The organism is Streptomyces dengpaensis, assembly GCF_002946835.1.
Classification (GTDB): Bacteria; Actinomycetota; Actinomycetes; order Streptomycetales; family Streptomycetaceae; genus Streptomyces; species Streptomyces dengpaensis.
This window is the reverse complement of record NZ_CP026652.1, coordinates 8,279,504-8,295,271: the sequence shown is the minus strand read 5'-3', so window position 1 is coordinate 8,295,271 and position 15,768 is coordinate 8,279,504. Positions and strand designations below refer to the sequence as shown.

The window sequence follows — 15,768 nt, the reverse complement described above, 5'->3', positions numbered from 1 at the left end:
TAGATGAACAATTTATCCGTGTTCAGATAGAAATGTCCGAACGGGGAAGGCATCGGTCAGTTGTACTGGACCTCTCCTGAAGCGGTGGTTCGCTGGTCACGGCCAGGCACAACTGAAACGCCCCCTGAATCGTTTCCGGGGTGATCAGTCCGATTCGACCCGCTGACGGCCTCCGGGCGGTGGTCATTAGTGGGGCGTCGTCATGGGGCAGGGAAGCGCCTGCTCGCACCAGATGGTCTTGCCGGTCTTGGTCTGCCGGCTACCCCAGCTCTGGGTGAGGGCTGCGACGAGGAGCAGTCCACGCCCGCCTTCGTCGAAGGTCCGGGCATGGCGGAGGTGCGGTGTGGTGCTGCTGGCGTCAGAGACCTCGCATATCAGTGTGCGATCGCGGATGAGGCGGAGATGTATGGGCGGTTCTCCGTAGCGGATGGCATTGGTGACCAGTTCGCTGACCACCAGTTCGGTGATGAAGGTCGCCTCCTCCAGTCCCCATTCGACGAGCTGTCCGACGCCCAGCTTGCGGGCATGCTCGACCTGGACGGCGTCGGCGGCAATCTGCCAGGTGGCGACTTGCTCCGGTGACAGGGCGTGGGTGCGGGCCAGCAGCAGGGCAACGTCATCGGCCGGGTGGCCTCTGAGCAGGGATCCGATCACGTTGTCGCAGGTCTCCTCCAGGGTGGCTGCGGGTCGCGCCAGCGTGTGGCACAGCTTGGTCAGACCGCTGTCGAAGTCCCGGTCCCGCGTTTCGACGAGGCCGTCGGTGTACAGGGCGAGCACAGAGCCGGCGTCCAGTTCCAGGTCGGTGGCTTCGAAGGGCAGGCCGCCGATGCCCAGGGGCGGTCCGGTGTCACCGGAGACGACCCGCACGGTGCCATCGGGTGCCAGCACGGCGGGCAGCGGGTGGCCTGCGGTGGCAAGGGAGCACTGGCGGGAGACCGGGTCGTAGACCGCGTACATGCACGTCGCGCCGAGGTCGGCCGCCGAGACCTCGTCCTGGGCACTATCGCCGACGTGGAGGACGATGTCGTCGAGGTAGGTGATCACTTCTTCTGGAGGCAGGTCTACTTCGGCCAGGGTGCGCACGGCGCTGCGCAGGCGTCCCATTGCGGCGGAGGCGTGGATGCCGTGACCGACGACGTCGCCGACGACGAGGGCGACCCGGCTGCCCGACAGTGGGATCACGTCGTACCAATCGCCGCCCACCCCGGTCTGCGGCCCGGCGGGCAGGTAGCGGGAGGCCACCTCCACTGCCGTCTGGCCGGGCACCTGCTGCGGCAGCAGGTTGCGCTGCAGCGTCAGCGCGGTGGACCGCTCCCGGGTGTAGCGGCGCGCGTTGTCGATCGCGACCGCCGCCTTGGCGACCAGCTCCTCGGCGAGGTCCACATCGTCCTGCCCGAACGGCTCGGGTCGGCAGCGCCAGAAGCCGACCGTTCCCACGGCCACTCCTCTGGCCATGAGCGGCGTCCTGATCAGCGAATGGATGCCGTAGTCGAGGATGCGTGCAGCTTGCTCCGGCTCCCGCGAGCCAGAGTCGGGGATGGTGCGCAGGTCGACGTCGATTGCCGCCCGCCCGGTCTTCAGGCCGCGCACCTGCGCCGTGGAAAGGCCCGGCGCCATCAGGTCCCCCACGTTGCGCAGCGGGGCGTCCTGCCGGATACCGGCCAGCGCCACCCGGCGCAGCTGCGCACTCCCCCTGGCCGAAACCTCTTCGCCGCGCAGGACAGGCGCCAGCAGATCGACGGTGGTGAAGTCGGCGAAGCCGGGTACGGCCACCTGCGCCAGCTCCCGGGCCGTCTGCTCCACATCCAACGTGGTGCCCACCGACACACTCGCCTCGTACAGCAGCTCCAAACGTTTGCGTGACTCCTCGATGCGTGTGCGGCTGTCCTGCAACGAGGCCGCCATGGTGTTGAAGGACGTGCCCAGCGTGCCGATCTCCGCCACGTTGCTGGGGGTGATCCGCACCCCGAGGTCACCGTCCGCGAACCGTCCCGCCGCGGCCGCCGCCGCCCGCACCGGCCGCACGACGGCGCGGTGCTGGAACACCGTGAAAGCCGCCACCAGCGCAGTCGACGCCGCCAGCCCCACACCTGCCGCGATCACCGCCCGACGCCCGTTGACTCCCGCGGTGTCTTCACGCGCCGCGAGATTGGCACGCTCCTCCACCGTGTACCGGTCGAACTGGGCACGCAAAGCATCGACGCGCCGCTTCCCCTCGGCAGTCGCCGCCAGACCGGATGCGGCGGAATCACCCCGCCGGACCGCCTCGACCAGCGGAACCGAGTAGTCGGTTATCAAAGACTCGACGCCCCGCGTGATCTGCCCGGCACTGCGGCGCTGTTCAGGAGAGGTAGCGGTCTCGGTGAACCGCCGCGCCTCCGCAGGAAACTCCTCGCGCGCCGTCTGCCACGGCTCGAGGAACTCCTCACGCTTGGTGATCACAAAGCCGCGCTGCCCCGTCTCAAGGTCGCTGACCAGCTGTTGCAGGCTGCCGGCCTCGACGATGGCCGTCCGGGAAGCGCGTCTCGCCGATGTGGCGCTGTTCGCGTCAGCGATCGCCCACAACAAGACCGCAAACGCGGCGCCTATCAGCAAGGCAAGCAGGCCGCCCGCCGCAATCGTGAGGCCCGTCAGCCCCGGTCGCGAACCCGCACACCCCGGCCGTGCCCTCATGATCCACCTATCGAAGGAAAGGATCTAGACGCCCTAGATGAACAATTTATCCTCTTTCGGGTGGGAGGACTCGCGGAAGGGAGCCGCCCTTGCGCTCGTCTCGGCGACATCCGGCTCGTCCTAGCCGGTCAAGCCGGCGTTCTGCAGGAACACGGTGAGATCGTGGCGGCTGTAGGCGGTGCCGAGAGTCCGGTCGTTGATGCTCTTTTTGCGGCCCCCGCCCTTGGACGTCTGCGGGGACACCGGTGATGTCCAAGTGCATCACGTACGAGCTCTCGCCGACCTGGCCCGCGCCGGATGGCCGCCGTACGACTGGGCGCGCGTCATGCTCGACCGGCGCCGCAAGAGCCTCGTGGCGTGCGACGCCTGTCATGACCGCATCCGCCAAGCGAAAGCGGCCGGGTCACACACGCTGTAGTCACTGGAGAGCCGGATGACAGGGAAACCGTCAAGTCCGGTTCGGCGGGAGGCCGCGCGGAAAAGGACCTGCCACGGCAGGCACCTCGCCGCGCGGCCGACCTAACCTCCTGGCTGCACGGCTTCCGCCGCTTACGCATCCGATGGGAGCGACGCGACGACATCCATGAAGCCTTCCTCGGCCTCGCCACCTGCCTGATCGCCCACCGCCACGTCCAGCGCCTTTGTCAGGACCTCTTAGCCTCCGACACAGCGCGCGGCCCGACGGCCACCCAGTTCTGCCGCAGTCGACCGCAGCGCAGCCAGCTTGTCGGCCCGATACCGACTGGCCGGTGATCTCGATGGCGACGCAACGGGCCCCAGAGGCGGCGCCGAAGGCCCGATCCACGACAGTCCGGTTGTCGCAGCCCACGAGGGAGTCGACGGGGTCCAGACCGGCCAGTTCGGCGATCGGCACGGCACGGCGCTTCGCCAATGGATGGTCTGCCGGCACAACGAGAACGCACCGAGGTGGTGAGGTCGGTCAGCGGGATGCCTGCCGGGCACGGACCGAGCAGGGAACCGACGCGTGGTTGCGGCCCTGGAATATCTCAAGGGCTAAGCAGCCTGGCCAGGTCAGTGTCGTAGAGCAGGTCCTTCGTCACGAAGGCCTCCACCCCCGCAGCAGCCAGTTCCTCCCCCGACCATGGCGACCTATCGGTCGATGTCAGGACCACCCGCGGAGGATGCGGGCCTTCCCGCAGAACCCTCGCAACGGACATGCCGTCCTGGTCGGGAAGGTGAACGTCGAGCAGAACCCCGTCCGGCTCGTGCGCGCGCACAGCGGCTACAGCAGAGGCGCCATCGGCACACTCGGCCACGACGTGCATGCCGCGCGCCCTCAGGAGCGCGTAGGCCACCTGCCGGAAGCCGGGATCATCGTCGACAACCAGAACGTTTACCGCCACGTACCCCAGATTGAGGCAGCAGGGAGTACAGGGCCATGGGGCCAACCCCACGTTTCCGCCCAGACCGGAGGGAACTGGCAGGTGGACGGTGCGGCGGAGGGAACGGCACACCACCCGGTCCGGGTAAGCCTTGCACCGTCTTGTGCTTGGTCAGCCCACCAGTCCGGCGGAGGAGACCGGCCACTGCTCTGGTCGTCGCAAGCAAGGCGCGTGGTCTCCAGCTACGGCCGACGGCGCAACAGGGTCGTTACGCGCCCTGAGCCGGCGGAAGCTTTTGGCCATGACCCGGCAGTTGGCCCCCGCGTGGCCCGCCGCCCCAGGATCGGCGGGCCGGCACCTCGGAGGGCGCCGACGCGGGGTGAGAGGAACCTATGCTTCCGCAGGCCAAAACGGAAGACCCCTTTCCCTCTTGCCCCCACGTGCAGACGCATCGTGGACCCAACTCGCCGCAAGGGAGCGCACCATGAGCCGAGTCACCGACACACACCGCGTCGTCGAGTACTGGACGGACAAGGGCACTCACGTGATCTTCCCGTCGAACGAAGCGAAGAAGTTGACCTCATGAGCGACGAGCAACTGATTTCGAGGTACGGGAATCCCGAAGACGGCACAGTCACATGCATCGTCCGGTTCCTTCGGAATGCGCATCAGCCACGCTCGAGGCACACTGGCAGGGCGCGTATCGGCCGCCTTCCGGAGCCTACTTACCAGCGGTAATGCCTTGGGCATCCTGCAGCCTTGTCGACTGTGGCGCGTCAACGGAGACGTCATCGCCGTCTATTTGACAGGTGACGGACCGAGTCCCACCCTCCGCCTTGCTCAACTGATCGACTGAGTTCAGGCGTCCACCTGCTCGACTGATATCGCATTGTGCTGGATCCGATTCCATGAAGGTGAAAAAGATGGATCTGAAGCTCGAAGTCATCGTGCTGCCCGTCTCCGACGTCGATCGGGCCAAGAGCTTCTACGAGGCGGTGGGATTCCGCCTGGACGTCGACAACACGTTCAGTGACGAATACCGGCTGGTGCACTTCACGCCGCCCGGCTCCGGGTGCTCGATCATCTTCGGCAAGGGAATGCTCTCCGCGGCCCCCGGCTCGACCCAGGGCCTGTACCTCATCGTCTCGGACGTCGGGCAGGCCCGCGCGGAGCTCGTCGGCCGCGGCATCAAGGTGAGCGAGGTGTTCCACGACGCGGGGGGGCTTCTCCACCACGGCCACGAGGCCGGCGACGCCGTCCACCACGGCGCAGGCCAGGAGCGGATTCCCGGCCCACACCCCGACCGCACCTCTTATGCCTCCTACGCCACCTTCAGCGACCCGGACGGCAACGGCTGGGTACTTCAGGAGATCACGGAGCGCCAGCCTGGCCGGTGACACTGCGCCAGGCACTCAAGCTCATGCAGCTGGGCATGAGCAACGCGGAGGCGGGCCGGATCGTCGATCAACACCCTGACGGGGAAGCGGTGGCGCAACGGCCGCGCCCCGTAAGGCTCCTCCCGCTGGGCACCGTCCCTCTGCCGCCCAGGCCCGTGCGATGCCCGCTGGCCCCGCCCGACTGCAGGGCACCGCCGCAACGGTGTCCGCCCCGGGCGCCGTGGGCGGCAGCGGCACCGTGCAGCCATAACCTCCGCTCATTGCTCGCCCCTTGGCGCCGTGCCGGGCGCGGCCGGAAGGACCTCCCCGGCCCCCGTGAGCGCGGTGACGAATTCCTCCAGGTCGGCTCCGGGGGCGTGTCACAGTCCCAGACGGCCTCATAGGCGATCTCGACGGGTGTGCTCGCCTGAAGCAGAGGGCGGCAACTGGCATGCTGGCGCGTGACCTTGGAACGAGGCAGAAGCGCCGCTCCCAGGCCCATCGCCGCCCACTCGTCCACCGCCCGGAAGCTGGCGGCCTCGCCCAAGTACGTGCGCAGCGCCACGTCGTGGCTGCGGAAGAACTCGGTGGTGAAGGTGGTCAGTCCGCAGGTGGGCGGCCCGAGGATGTAGACGGCGCCGGCCGCGGCCTCAAGCTCGACCGGGCCGTCGATCGTGGCCGCAGGGTCGATCACGACCACCAGTTCACGGGCGATAACACGGTGGCGGAAGGCGGGCACGGCGGGCACGAGCAGATGGCCAACCGGCCCGCCTCCAGGTCGCGACGCAGGGGGTCGAAGTCCGCCTCCCGCAGGACAAGTCCGCGTGGACGCTCCAGGGTACGGGCGGCATCGAAGGCCCGGGCGACCAAGTCGCCGAGCTCCCCCTCCAGCCGCGCAACGCCGTTCGACAGGGCGGGCTGCGTCACCCTTAAGCCCGTGCGGCGGCGCTGAAGGACTGCGTCCGGGAGACGGCCTGGGCATAGCGCAACGCTTCGATGTTCACGGCTCCCCTCCCGGCCATAGCCACCCGTTATACCGGCATGACTCCTGATCCCCTACCGGAGCGGCTCGGTGCAATCTACGGTCTAAGGCGTTCCCCGGCTCTCGGCCACACCGGTCCAGGTCAGAATGAATCAGTCATTCTTCATGGTGGACACATCTCGACTAAATGGACCTATTGCTTCCGTTCGTCGCACCGTAAGAGGTGTGACGCAACGCCACGGTTTCCCGCCACGTGCGCAACCGCGCCGGCAGCGACCCGTGCCCGGCCGCCAACCCGTAAAGACCCCAGGAGAGCACCATGTCCAGCAACACTCTCGACTTCACCGGGCAGAAGGTCGTCGTCATCGGCGGCACCAGCGGTATGGGACTGGCCGTCGCCCGCCGTGTCCTCGAGGGCGGCGGCAGCGCCGTCGTCACCGGCCGGTCCGAGAACAGCACCGCACAGGCGGTGGCCGACCTGGCCCCGTCCGGGAAAGCCGTCGGGCTGGCCGCCGACCTGTTCGACCGCGCCGCCGTGGACCGCCTGCGCGACACCCTCACCGAACAGCACGCCGACGCCACCCTCCTCGTCAACGCCGCCGGCGTCTTCGAGCCCAAGTCCTTCCTGGAGCACACCCCACAGGACTACGACCGCTACCAGGCCATCACCCGGGCCTTCTTCCTCCTGACCCAGACCATCGCCGGCAACATCATCGCCCGCGGCACCAAGGGAGCCGTCGTCAACATCGGAGGCATGCTGGCGCACCAGGCCATGGCCGCCACCCCGTCCTCGGCGTACTCCGTGGCCAAGGCCGGCCTGCACTCCCTCACCCAGCACCTGGCCCTGGAACTCGCCCCGCACGGCATCCGCGTCAACACCGTGGCCCCTGCCGTGGTCCGCACCCCGATCTACGAGGCGTTCATCCCCAAGGACGACATCGACTCCGCGCTCGACGCGTTCAACACATTCCACCCCCTCGGCCGCGTCGGAACCCCCGACGACATCGCTCCCACCGTCGCCTTCCTCCTGTCCGACCAGGCCGACTGGATCACCGGCGCCACCTGGGACGTCGACGGCGGCGTCCGGGCCGGACGCAACCACTACTGACCGGCCCCCACTCCCCCTTCTTTTCGCTTTTCCGCACATACCCAACCGGCCGCGGGACGCCACCGCGTCCCGCACCCCTCGGCCGACCGCACAGGAGCACACCGTGGCCTACCACGAGCACACCGACCACCAGTACGCCAAGCACATCCGCGCCGGCGCCCCCGAGGCCTTCAAGGCGTTCATGGCCTGGGACAACCAGGTCCTGCGCGGCAGCGACAAGACCATCTCGCCCAAGTACACCGAACTCATGGCCGTGGCCGTGGCACTGACCACCCAGTGCGCGTACTGCATCGAGGCCCACACCAAAGCCGCGCACTCCGCCGGCGCCACCCAGCAGGAACTGGCAGAGACCGTCATGATCGCCGCCGCGCTGCGCGCGGGCGGCGGCTACGCCCACGGCTTCATGGCCATGAAGTTCTTCGACCAGGCCGTGAACAACGGCGCCCAGTGACCTGACGCGACGACCGTCGCCGGGCACACCACTCGGGCCCGCCCGGCGGCGGGCTGGGACTTCGTCGCCGGATGCGGGCGGCAGGTCACCGCGGCGCCGGAACGGCGGCGAGCGCAGGGGCCGGAGGTCCGCGCGAAGGTCTGGTGCAAAGAGATGCGGCTGCCCGCAATGGAGTACCTGGTCTTGATGCACCTGTCCGGGATCGGGCTGTCAGCCGCGCATGGGCGATCTCGCCGTCACCTGCGAGATGTCGCCCAGCGGCATGACTCGTCTCGTGCACCGGCCGGCGAGCCAGGGGTTCGTCAATCGGGTGCGGTGCTACCAGGATGGCCGCAGCCGGTACGCCGTCCTCACCGAGCAGGCCTCCCCCGCCTGGAGGAAGCCTGGCCGACGGATCTGGCTGCCATGCGCCGCCACTTCCTCGACCGTCTGTCCGGCCTGGATCTCAAGCAGCTCGCCGCCGCCCCGCGGAACGTTGCGACTTGAGCGCTGCGCACCCTCTCCGCATGTGCCCTCGCCGCGGTTGCTGCCCGTTCCCGAGGAACGCGGCGCCAGTGCGGCCTCGTCACGGCTGCGTCAATGCAGTTGCGCCGTCCGTCAGTGCGTCCACGACCAGGCAGCGGCGCTGGTCACTGCCGGCCGGACCATCTACGCGAAGACGATCAAAACTGAATAGTTGCTTAACGTAGCACTTTTTTTATCCATGTGGTTGAAGTATCAACTACACCCACTAGCCAAGGTTTTCACCATGGAAACTGACACTGCGACCGCGACGGACACCGCGCTCGCATCGCGCCACTCGACCGGCCAGGCAAATCGCTCACAGGGAATCGGGCTCACCCCATGCGCCGATCGCATCCGAACCGGCAACCACCGCGCCGCTGTTGAGTTCGGGCGGATCCGTTGAAGTCCACCATGCGTGCCCCCTTGACGCGGTCGGTCGCCGTGAAGCGGACGTTGCGCCACGCAGGCACGGGAGCGGCGGCGCTCGCCCTCCTTTACGCGGCCCTCATCGCGCTCTTCCCCGGCGACCGAAACCAACTCGGCCTGCTGGAGTTGGCGCACGCCGTCTCACAGATCCACGCCATCGCCCCCTTGGCCCTGATGGCACTGACCCTGCTCTGGCTGGCCCACCGGCATCCCGCGGCCTACGCACGCGCGGCCATCGCGTTGCTGCTGTGCATCACGGCCGGCCTCGTCGTCGGCAAATCCCTGTCCGTGCCCGGGCTGCCGACGCCCGAGGGGTCTGTAGTCCGTGACTATGTGGCGCTGCCCGGGGCCCTCGCGGGTTGGTACCTGGTGATGGGGCTGGCATTGGCCGCCGGCCTCTCGGTCGTGCGGGCGCGCATCGCCGTGATGGTGGTCGCTCTGTCCGCGGTCGCGACGTCCGTGCTGACCGCCGACCACCAGATGCACGGCGCGGCATGGGCCGCGGGTGTGCCCCTCGTTGCGTGGTACGTCGCAGGACGCATCCAGCGGCCCCGGACACGTGGTCGCGGGACTGCGGACGCCTGGGACCCCGAAGGCCGGGTCGTGCCGTTCCGGCCTCGTGACGGGGCGACGCGGCAACGGCCGGCCACCGTCTCCGTACCGCTGCGGAAGACGGGCTGACGACCTTGCACATCGATGGTTTCATCGCGGCGGCCGGATGGTGGTCCTACGCCGTCGTGTTCGCCGCGTCAGCCAGTGGGACCAGCGACTTCATCGGGCTGCTGGTCCCCGGGGAGACCGTCATCCTCCTCGCCTCCGCCATCGCGGGCCGAGGCGACCTCAACGTCCTGATCCTGGCCGCCGCCGTCGTGACCGGAGGAATCACCGGCGACAACCTCGGCTATGCGCTGGGCCGTCGGTGCGCGCGTCATCCCGGCAGACGGCGCTCACGCCGGGCCGACCGCCATCACCTGCACGGACGGGCACAGGCCTTCCTGGTACGTCACGGTGGCGCGGCGGTGTTCACCGGCCGGTTCATCGGTTTCGTGCGGACCTTCCTTCCCTACGCCGCCGGCGCGTCGGGCATGCCGTACCGCCGCTTCTTCGTCTACAGCACCGCCGCCGCGTCACTGGTCTGGGGCATCGGCACTGTGCTGCTCGGCTACTTCGCCGGGGCGGCCGCCGTCGACTTCCTGCACTCGGCCGGGCCGATCGGCATCGCCGTGCTCGCCACCGCGACCGTGGCGGCCTACGGCGTCGAAAGGCTCCGCAGACGCCGCCGCGTCACGCCGACCCCGTCCAGGGTCGTGGCGTACGGCGAGGCCAAGGGGGCCTCCGATCCAGGGCCGGTACACGCTTTCACGCATTCACAGGAGTAGTAAGCCATGTCAATCGACGATCTCGAACTGGCGGTCATACCGCTGGACGCCCCGGAGGCCCAGGACCCCAACCTCACCGGCGCCAAGGCCGCGCACCTGGCCCGCGCCGCCGTGGCGGGGCTGCCCGTGCTGCCCGGCTTCGTACTGGTGCCCGCGGAGCGGGCGCCCGAGGCCCCCACCGGACAGAAAGCGGTGCGCTGCGCCTGGCAGGCACTGGCCGGCGCACACGGTTCCGCGCGTGCGGTCGTCGTGCGCTCCTCCTCCGTGTACGAGGACACCGAGTACTCGTCGATGGCGGGGCGCTTCGAGTCGGTCCTGGACGCGCGGGGCTGGGAGCAGTTCACCACGGGGGTACGCACCGTCCTCGGTTCCGCCCGGCGGGTGCGGCCCGTGCGGCAGTCCCCGAATGCCCTGCCGGGCGACGGGATGGCCGTGCTGGTCCAGCCCATGCTCACGTCGGCCGTAGGAGGCGTGATGTTCGGCGCCGACCCGGTCGAGGGCCGTACCGACCGCATCCTGGTCAGCGCGGTACGCGGCGGCCCGGACCAACTGGTCGACGGCAGCACTCAAGGAGTGCGTTACCAGCTGACCAGGCGTGGCCGGCTCGTGCGGGCCGAACCGGCCGAAGCCCACGACGACCGGCTGCTCCCGCATCGGCGGACCGCACGTCTGGTGGCGCTGGCCAGAAAGACCGAGCAGGTCTTCGGCAGCCCGCAGGACATGGAGTTCGGCTTCGACGCCGAGGAGCGGCTGTGGCTTTTCCAGGCTCGGCCGATCACGGCCATGGCCACGCGCCCGCCGCGCGGCGCCCGCCTGCTGGGCCCCGGCCCAGTCGCCGAAACCCTCCCTTCCGTTCTCCAGCCGCTGGAGGAGGATCTGTGGGTGGCGCCGATGTCCCACGGGCTGACCGTGGCCCTTGACGTCGCCGGAGCGGCATCCCGACGCCGGCTGCGCAAGGTGCCGGTGGTGACCACCGTGCAGGGTCGTGCCGTGGCCGATCTGCGGCTGTTGGGTGCGGCACCCTCCCGCCATCCGTTCCTCGAGCGCCTCAATCCCGCGCCGGGGGCACGCCGCGCTGCGGCGGCATGGCGCGTGGGCAGGCTGCGCACGGCTCTGCCGCTGCTGGCCGTCGACCTGATGGCGGATGTGGATCGCGCTCTGGCCGACTTCCCGCCGACTCGGGAGATGCTCGGCGGGCAGTTGCTGGACGCGGTCGGCTGGGGCCGCAAGGTGCTGTCGGCGCTGCACGCCCAGGAGTCGCTCGCCGGTGCGCTGCTCGACGGGGGACGTGGCGCCACGGCCGCGGGCGAGGCGCTTGCGGAGCTGGCCGAGGGCCGCGCCCGGGGACTGGCGGAGGGGGAACTGGTGGAACGCCGCCCTGTTCTGCTGGCTCTGCTGCCGCCCACGCTGGCCGACCGCGCACCTCTGCCTGCGCCGATCGGGCGCACCGCGTTGCCGCGGGGTGTGGGAGCGCTGCCGGTGCGTGAGGGGCTGCGACTGCGCATCCGCTGGGTGCAGGAGATGCAGGCCCAGATGGTGAGGGAACTGGCGCGCCGGCTCGGCGTGGGTGCCTGCGAACTCGGCCTGCCCCGCCTGGCGTTGTTGCGCTGGGAGGAACTCGTGCGGGCGGCACGGGGCGATGGGCTTCCGGCCGACTTCGCCGAGCGGGTGCCGCGAACGGACGCCGGTGTGCTGCCGGACGAGTTCCGTCTGGCGGCCGGCGTTCCCGTGGCCGAGCCCAAGTCCGGTCCCCGAACTGCGGGGCAGGGGTCGGGCGGCGGCTTCGGCACCGGCACAGCCTGGGACGGCCAGGGTGAGCGCCCCGACCGCCCGGTGCTGGTGGTCCGCTTCCTGGATCCCGCACTGGCTCCCCTGCTCCCGGACCTGGCCGGGCTCGTGGCGGACACCGGCAGCCCTCTGTCCCACCTGGCTCTCCTCGCTCGCGAATACCGCATTCCCACCGCGGTCGGCGTACCGGGAGCGACCGAGCGCTTCCCCACCGGCACGCCCCTGGCCGTCGACGGCCGGACGGGCGCTGTGACCGTGCGCGACCTTCCCCGGGCCGCGTCCCTCCCCGTTCAGGCACGACAGGAGTCTGCAGCGTGACGACCATCCGACTTGCCGGTTACACCGTCGGCGGGCTGTCCGCCGCCTACGCCGGCTACTACACGGTGCTCTACCTGACCAGATGGGAATGGCAGCGGGCCCTGATCTCCGCGGTCCTGCTCGTCATCGTCGAGGTCCTCCTCGCCACCGTCCTGCTGCTCACCCGTTTCTCCCGGCTGGAAAGCCGGCTGGAGGAGTCCGAGGCCCGCGCGGAGGATGTGCGCAGCCGACTGGAGCAGACCAGGACGCCCACGCGAAACCGCTTCGCCTGGCTCGCCTCCACCGATCCGAATGCGCTGAACGGCACGCAACGCACCTTCGTGTTCGTGCCCGTGCTGATGGTCGCGGGCGCGGTCCTCTCCGCAATCGCGATGGTCATCCAGAAGATCGCCGGCGCGAGCGCCGGGCCGGGCGCGGAACGCCGCCTGGCCGCACGCCTGACCGCCCTGACAGCACCGCCGGTCCACGAAGCGGTCTCGTTGGAGGAGCGCCCCGCCGTGGCCCCCGCACGCCCGGGACGCAGAGCACTCACCGTGACCGTGGCCGCAGCGAGTTTGCCCCTCACCCTGGTCCTGTGGTCCGCACTCGCGGACGCGACCCAGACCCGCCCCGAGCGCACGCCCGACGCGTCGAGTACGACGTTGGTCTTCGAAGTCGCGACCCACGGGGAGCAGGACTCCGAAGTCGTTCAGCTCGCCGCCAACGACCTCTGGGAGACCTGCCGCCGCTCCACAGCCGCCCAAAACGACAAGGCCGGCCTCCAGCGGATCGGCGACCACCTCTTCGCCGGCGTTGTCAGCCCCGCCCTGCCCCCGCACGACGTGATGCGTCTGCGTGGCTGCATCCAGGACGCGAACACACACCGCACGAGCGCGTTCGTTCTGGACTGATCCGTCGCTGCGACACACAACCCGCCTGATGCGTGTCATGATCGCGCTCCCGCGCTCGCTGGACGCAGACCTGCTGCGGTCCACGGGCCTGTCGCTCACCGATTACATCGTCCTCGTGAACCTCTCCGAGGCTGAGAACCAGGAGCTGCGGATAACGGACCTCGCCGCGGCCTGCGCCCTGTCGGCGAGTCGGATCACCCGGATCGTGGAGACGCTTCAAGCTCGGGGGCAGGTGGTCAAGCGGCGCCATGAAGGCGACGGCCGGGGCCATGTGGCCTCGCTGAGCCCGGAGGGGCTGCAACGTCTCCGGGCTGCTTACCCCGTTCATCTGGCGAGTGCCCGCCAGCGGGTCGTCGACCAGCTCGACGGACGGTCCCTGCCCGCTCTGGTCAGGCAGGTCGAAGCCGTGGTGAAAAGACTCGACTGAATCAGGCGATCACCAAGTGGGTCACTTTTGATCCGCCGTCAGAGGGTCAGCGTTCGGCCGTCGTCGAGAGATGCCGTGCCATACGCGTGCCAGATCGTGCGGAGAACCACGGGGAACAGCGGGGACTTGCCATGGGTGCGCCCCGGGCTCCGACACCGCTCCGCCGCAGGTCAGTGCAGCAACTGTTGCCAAAGAACCCGAGCTTCCCAAGCTGGGAGCGCGAGTTCGATTCTCGTCACCCGCTCCACGTGGGACCCCAGGTCGTGGACCCGCGAGTGCACCACCTGGCGGGCAGTTCGCCAGATCCGCACCGCGAAGGGTCCGATCCCTGGGCACCTGGGACGGCAACGGCCCATGTTCGCGTGCGGTCAGGCGCGGCGCTTCCACGACGGGTCGCGGCCGCACGACGGAGTGCACGCACGGCCGTCACCAGCTGTCACCACCTTCCACGCCTACGCTGCCTCAGTGATCCCACCCCCAAACCGCCCGGTCGAGCTCTTGGACGAGCCTCTGGAGTGCGGACCACAGCGTCACACGGCGTCGCCGAAAGCGAGTGGGGCCATCTTGGCGGCGCTGAGGTCCCGGGGAGGATGGTTTGCGGTGAAGGCGCGGGACAGCCAGCGCGCGCCGGCGTCGTCCCCGCTGCGACACGGGCAGCCAGATGAGTGACGGCCCTTGGAGTGAGGCCTGCCCGAGGTCCGGCGCGCCAGCCGCGACCCCCAGGTTCGGCACAAGTACCCTTCTGTGCCTGTCGCTTCACGACCGCCCCGGCCGTCGGAGGATCTCCATCGCGGCTGAACAGAGGGGACGGCCGCAGCAGTCGGGGGCGAAAGAGCCGTGTTACAGGAGTTCTATGAGACACTCCCGCATCACTGCCTGTGCATCCTCCCTCCTCCTCGCCGCCGCCTGCACCTTCACGGGTGCCGCGACAGCGCAGGCACGTCCGCAAACCGCCGCCAAGGGCTACGTAGCCCTTGGCGACTCCTACGCCGCCGGTGTCGGAGCCGGCAGCTACCTCGCCTCCAGCGGCGACTGTCTGCGCAGCAGACGGGCCCATCCCCACCTGTGGGCCGCGGCCCACGCACCGTCCTCGTTCAGCTTCACCGCGTGCAACGGCGCTCGCACCACCGATGTCCTGGCCCGCCAGCTCGGCCCGCTGAATGCCCGTACCGGCCTGGTCAGCATCACCGTCGGCGGCAGCGACTCAGGCTTTTCCGACGTCCTGACAACCTGCGTGCTGCGCAGCACCAGCGCATGCCTGACCGCCACCGCCACCGCACGCTCCTTCATGGACAAAACCCTCCCCCGCGACCTGGACCGCCTTTACACGGCCATCGGCAACAAGGCCCCGGCCGCCCACGTCGTGGTTCTCGGCTATCCGCATCTGTACAAACTCAACGGCACCTGTGTGGCAGGCCTCGCGGAGAAGGCGCGGTCCGCCCTCAACAACGCCGTGGACCATCTCAACGGCGTGATCGCGAAGCGAGCCGCCGACCACGGATTCACCTTCGCCGACGTCAGAGCCGCCTTCACTGGGCACGAGATCTGCTCCGCCGGCCCCTCCTGGATGCGCAGCGTCAACTGGCTCGCCCCCACCGAGTCCTACCACCCAACAGACCTCGGCCAGTCCCGCGGCTTCCTGCCCGTCTTCACCAGCGCCGCCTGAACACCGCCCCGGGCATACGCAAAGCCCCTTCACCGAGGTGCTCGTTCTGTCCGTACGCCACCAAGGTGCCGGTGGCTCTGTTCATGAGAATGAGCAGCGCCTCGACCACGGTTCGGGCGGCAGTGGAGCCGTATCGGCCGGCGCGAATGTTCACGTGTTTCGACAGCACTGGGCGGCGCGCGCGAGGGCGTCAGGCAGGCAGGGCCGCGGCGTGGACCTGGCCGCGCCTCCTGGCACCCCTGTACGCGCCGTGGCACCGGGCGTCGGCGATCCAGGCGTTCAGCAGTCCGTTGACCTCGGCGGGGCGTTCTGGATCCAGTGGCCGCAGCCGTCGAGATGTGCGAGGAGACCAGGCCCGACAGCGTGACCGAGTACGCGTTGATCGCGTCGGCCAGCCATGTCGTGGAAGCGTCCAGGCTGCCGCCGATGAACAGGGA

The 15,768-nt window shown here is 69.4% G+C and carries 15 protein-coding genes and 1 pseudogene; 11 read left to right on the top strand and 5 right to left on the bottom strand.

Features of this window, described 5'->3' with window-relative positions:
• Positions 1 to 186: 186 nt before the first annotated feature.
• Together C4B68_RS38740 and C4B68_RS44250 are read right to left on the bottom strand one after the other, a co-directional pair.
• Entirely contained in the window at positions 187 to 2,568 is a 2,382-nt protein-coding gene (locus C4B68_RS38740; protein WP_206337105.1) for a SpoIIE family protein phosphatase, read from the bottom strand.
• A 225-nt stretch (positions 2,569 to 2,793) separates the two neighbouring features.
• Complete coding sequence (locus C4B68_RS44250; protein ID WP_257217528.1) at positions 2,794 to 2,916, bottom strand: hypothetical protein; 123 nt, start codon at positions 2,914 to 2,916, stop codon at positions 2,794 to 2,796.
• A 13-nt stretch (positions 2,917 to 2,929) separates the two neighbouring features.
• On the opposite strand from C4B68_RS44250, the gene C4B68_RS38735 reads away from it, so the two are divergent.
• Positions 2,930 to 3,091, top strand: a complete 162-nt coding sequence (locus tag C4B68_RS38735; RefSeq protein ID WP_180289392.1) for an HNH endonuclease — start codon at positions 2,930 to 2,932, stop codon at positions 3,089 to 3,091.
• Between the two features lie 107 nt (positions 3,092 to 3,198).
• A pseudogene (locus tag C4B68_RS42270) lies at positions 3,199 to 3,291 on the top strand (IS5/IS1182 family transposase); the annotation flags it as partial.
• Between the two features lie 389 nt (positions 3,292 to 3,680).
• On the opposite strand, the gene C4B68_RS38730 reads toward C4B68_RS42270, so the two are convergent.
• Positions 3,681 to 4,037, bottom strand: coding sequence for a LytR/AlgR family response regulator transcription factor (locus C4B68_RS38730; RefSeq protein WP_099506273.1), 357 nt, complete (start codon positions 4,035 to 4,037; stop codon positions 3,681 to 3,683).
• Positions 4,038 to 4,939: 902 nt separating this feature from the next.
• Between C4B68_RS38730 and C4B68_RS38725 the strand changes: the two genes are divergently transcribed.
• The gene (locus C4B68_RS38725) at positions 4,940 to 5,413 is read left to right on the top strand and encodes a VOC family protein (RefSeq protein ID WP_099506278.1); all 474 of its coding nucleotides are present in this window, start codon (positions 4,940 to 4,942) and stop codon (positions 5,411 to 5,413) included.
• 67 nt (positions 5,414 to 5,480) lie between these two features.
• On the opposite strand, the gene C4B68_RS43880 is transcribed toward C4B68_RS38725, so the two are convergent.
• Together C4B68_RS43880 and C4B68_RS43875 are read right to left on the bottom strand one after the other, a co-directional pair.
• Positions 5,481 to 6,086, bottom strand: coding sequence for a LysR substrate-binding domain-containing protein (locus C4B68_RS43880; RefSeq protein WP_240634773.1), 606 nt, complete (start codon positions 6,084 to 6,086; stop codon positions 5,481 to 5,483).
• The gene (locus C4B68_RS43875) at positions 6,083 to 6,319 is read right to left on the bottom strand and encodes a hypothetical protein (protein ID WP_240634780.1); all 237 of its coding nucleotides are present in this window, start codon (positions 6,317 to 6,319) and stop codon (positions 6,083 to 6,085) included. The genes C4B68_RS43880 and C4B68_RS43875 overlap by 4 nt, the downstream gene beginning before the upstream one ends.
• Positions 6,320 to 6,693: 374 nt before the next feature.
• Between C4B68_RS43875 and C4B68_RS38715 the strand changes: the two genes are divergently transcribed.
• The 8 genes from C4B68_RS38715 (at position 6,694) to C4B68_RS38675 (ending at position 15,331) form a co-directional block, all read left to right on the top strand.
• Entirely contained in the window at positions 6,694 to 7,482 is a 789-nt protein-coding gene (locus tag C4B68_RS38715; RefSeq protein WP_099506272.1) for an SDR family NAD(P)-dependent oxidoreductase, read from the top strand.
• Positions 7,483 to 7,585: 103 nt separating this feature from the next.
• Positions 7,586 to 7,933, top strand: a complete 348-nt coding sequence (locus C4B68_RS38710; RefSeq protein ID WP_099506271.1) for a carboxymuconolactone decarboxylase family protein — start codon at positions 7,586 to 7,588, stop codon at positions 7,931 to 7,933.
• A gap of 915 nt (positions 7,934 to 8,848) precedes the next feature.
• Positions 8,849 to 9,544: a hypothetical protein gene (locus C4B68_RS38700; protein WP_099506270.1), complete on the top strand. Its 696-nt coding sequence runs from the start codon at positions 8,849 to 8,851 to the stop codon at positions 9,542 to 9,544.
• A gap of 5 nt (positions 9,545 to 9,549) precedes the next feature.
• On the top strand, positions 9,550 to 10,242 hold the full coding sequence (locus C4B68_RS38695) for a DedA family protein (RefSeq protein ID WP_099506269.1): 693 nt from the start codon (positions 9,550 to 9,552) through the stop codon (positions 10,240 to 10,242).
• A 6-nt stretch (positions 10,243 to 10,248) separates the two neighbouring features.
• Positions 10,249 to 12,348, top strand: coding sequence for a PEP/pyruvate-binding domain-containing protein (locus C4B68_RS38690; protein WP_099506268.1), 2,100 nt, complete (start codon positions 10,249 to 10,251; stop codon positions 12,346 to 12,348).
• Positions 12,345 to 13,238, top strand: a complete 894-nt coding sequence (locus tag C4B68_RS38685; RefSeq protein WP_240634619.1) for a hypothetical protein — start codon at positions 12,345 to 12,347, stop codon at positions 13,236 to 13,238. Before C4B68_RS38690 ends, C4B68_RS38685 begins: the two co-directional genes overlap by 4 nt.
• Positions 13,239 to 13,266: 28 nt before the next feature.
• Positions 13,267 to 13,665: a MarR family winged helix-turn-helix transcriptional regulator gene (locus C4B68_RS38680; RefSeq protein ID WP_240634618.1), complete on the top strand. Its 399-nt coding sequence runs from the start codon at positions 13,267 to 13,269 to the stop codon at positions 13,663 to 13,665.
• 853 nt (positions 13,666 to 14,518) lie between these two features.
• Positions 14,519 to 15,331 (top strand): SGNH/GDSL hydrolase family protein, encoded by an 813-nt coding sequence (locus C4B68_RS38675; protein ID WP_099506267.1) that lies wholly within the window; start codon positions 14,519 to 14,521, stop codon positions 15,329 to 15,331.
• The last annotated feature ends 437 nt before the right edge of the window (positions 15,332 to 15,768 follow it).

Bases quoted from the DNA above. Each gene is read 5' to 3' on its own strand.
- C4B68_RS38725 (WP_099506278.1), top strand. From the start codon at position 4,940: ATGGATCTGAAGCTCGAAGTCATCGTGCTGCCCGTCTCCGACGTCGAT.
- C4B68_RS38715 (WP_099506272.1), top strand. From the start codon at position 6,694: ATGTCCAGCAACACTCTCGACTTCACCGGGCAGAAGGTCGTCGTCATC.
- C4B68_RS38700 (WP_099506270.1), top strand. From the start codon at position 8,849: ATGCGTGCCCCCTTGACGCGGTCGGTCGCCGTGAAGCGGACGTTGCGC.
- C4B68_RS38690 (WP_099506268.1), top strand. From the start codon at position 10,249: ATGTCAATCGACGATCTCGAACTGGCGGTCATACCGCTGGACGCCCCG.
- C4B68_RS38680 (WP_240634618.1), top strand. From the start codon at position 13,267: ATGCGTGTCATGATCGCGCTCCCGCGCTCGCTGGACGCAGACCTGCTG.
- C4B68_RS38675 (WP_099506267.1), top strand. From the start codon at position 14,519: ATGAGACACTCCCGCATCACTGCCTGTGCATCCTCCCTCCTCCTCGCC.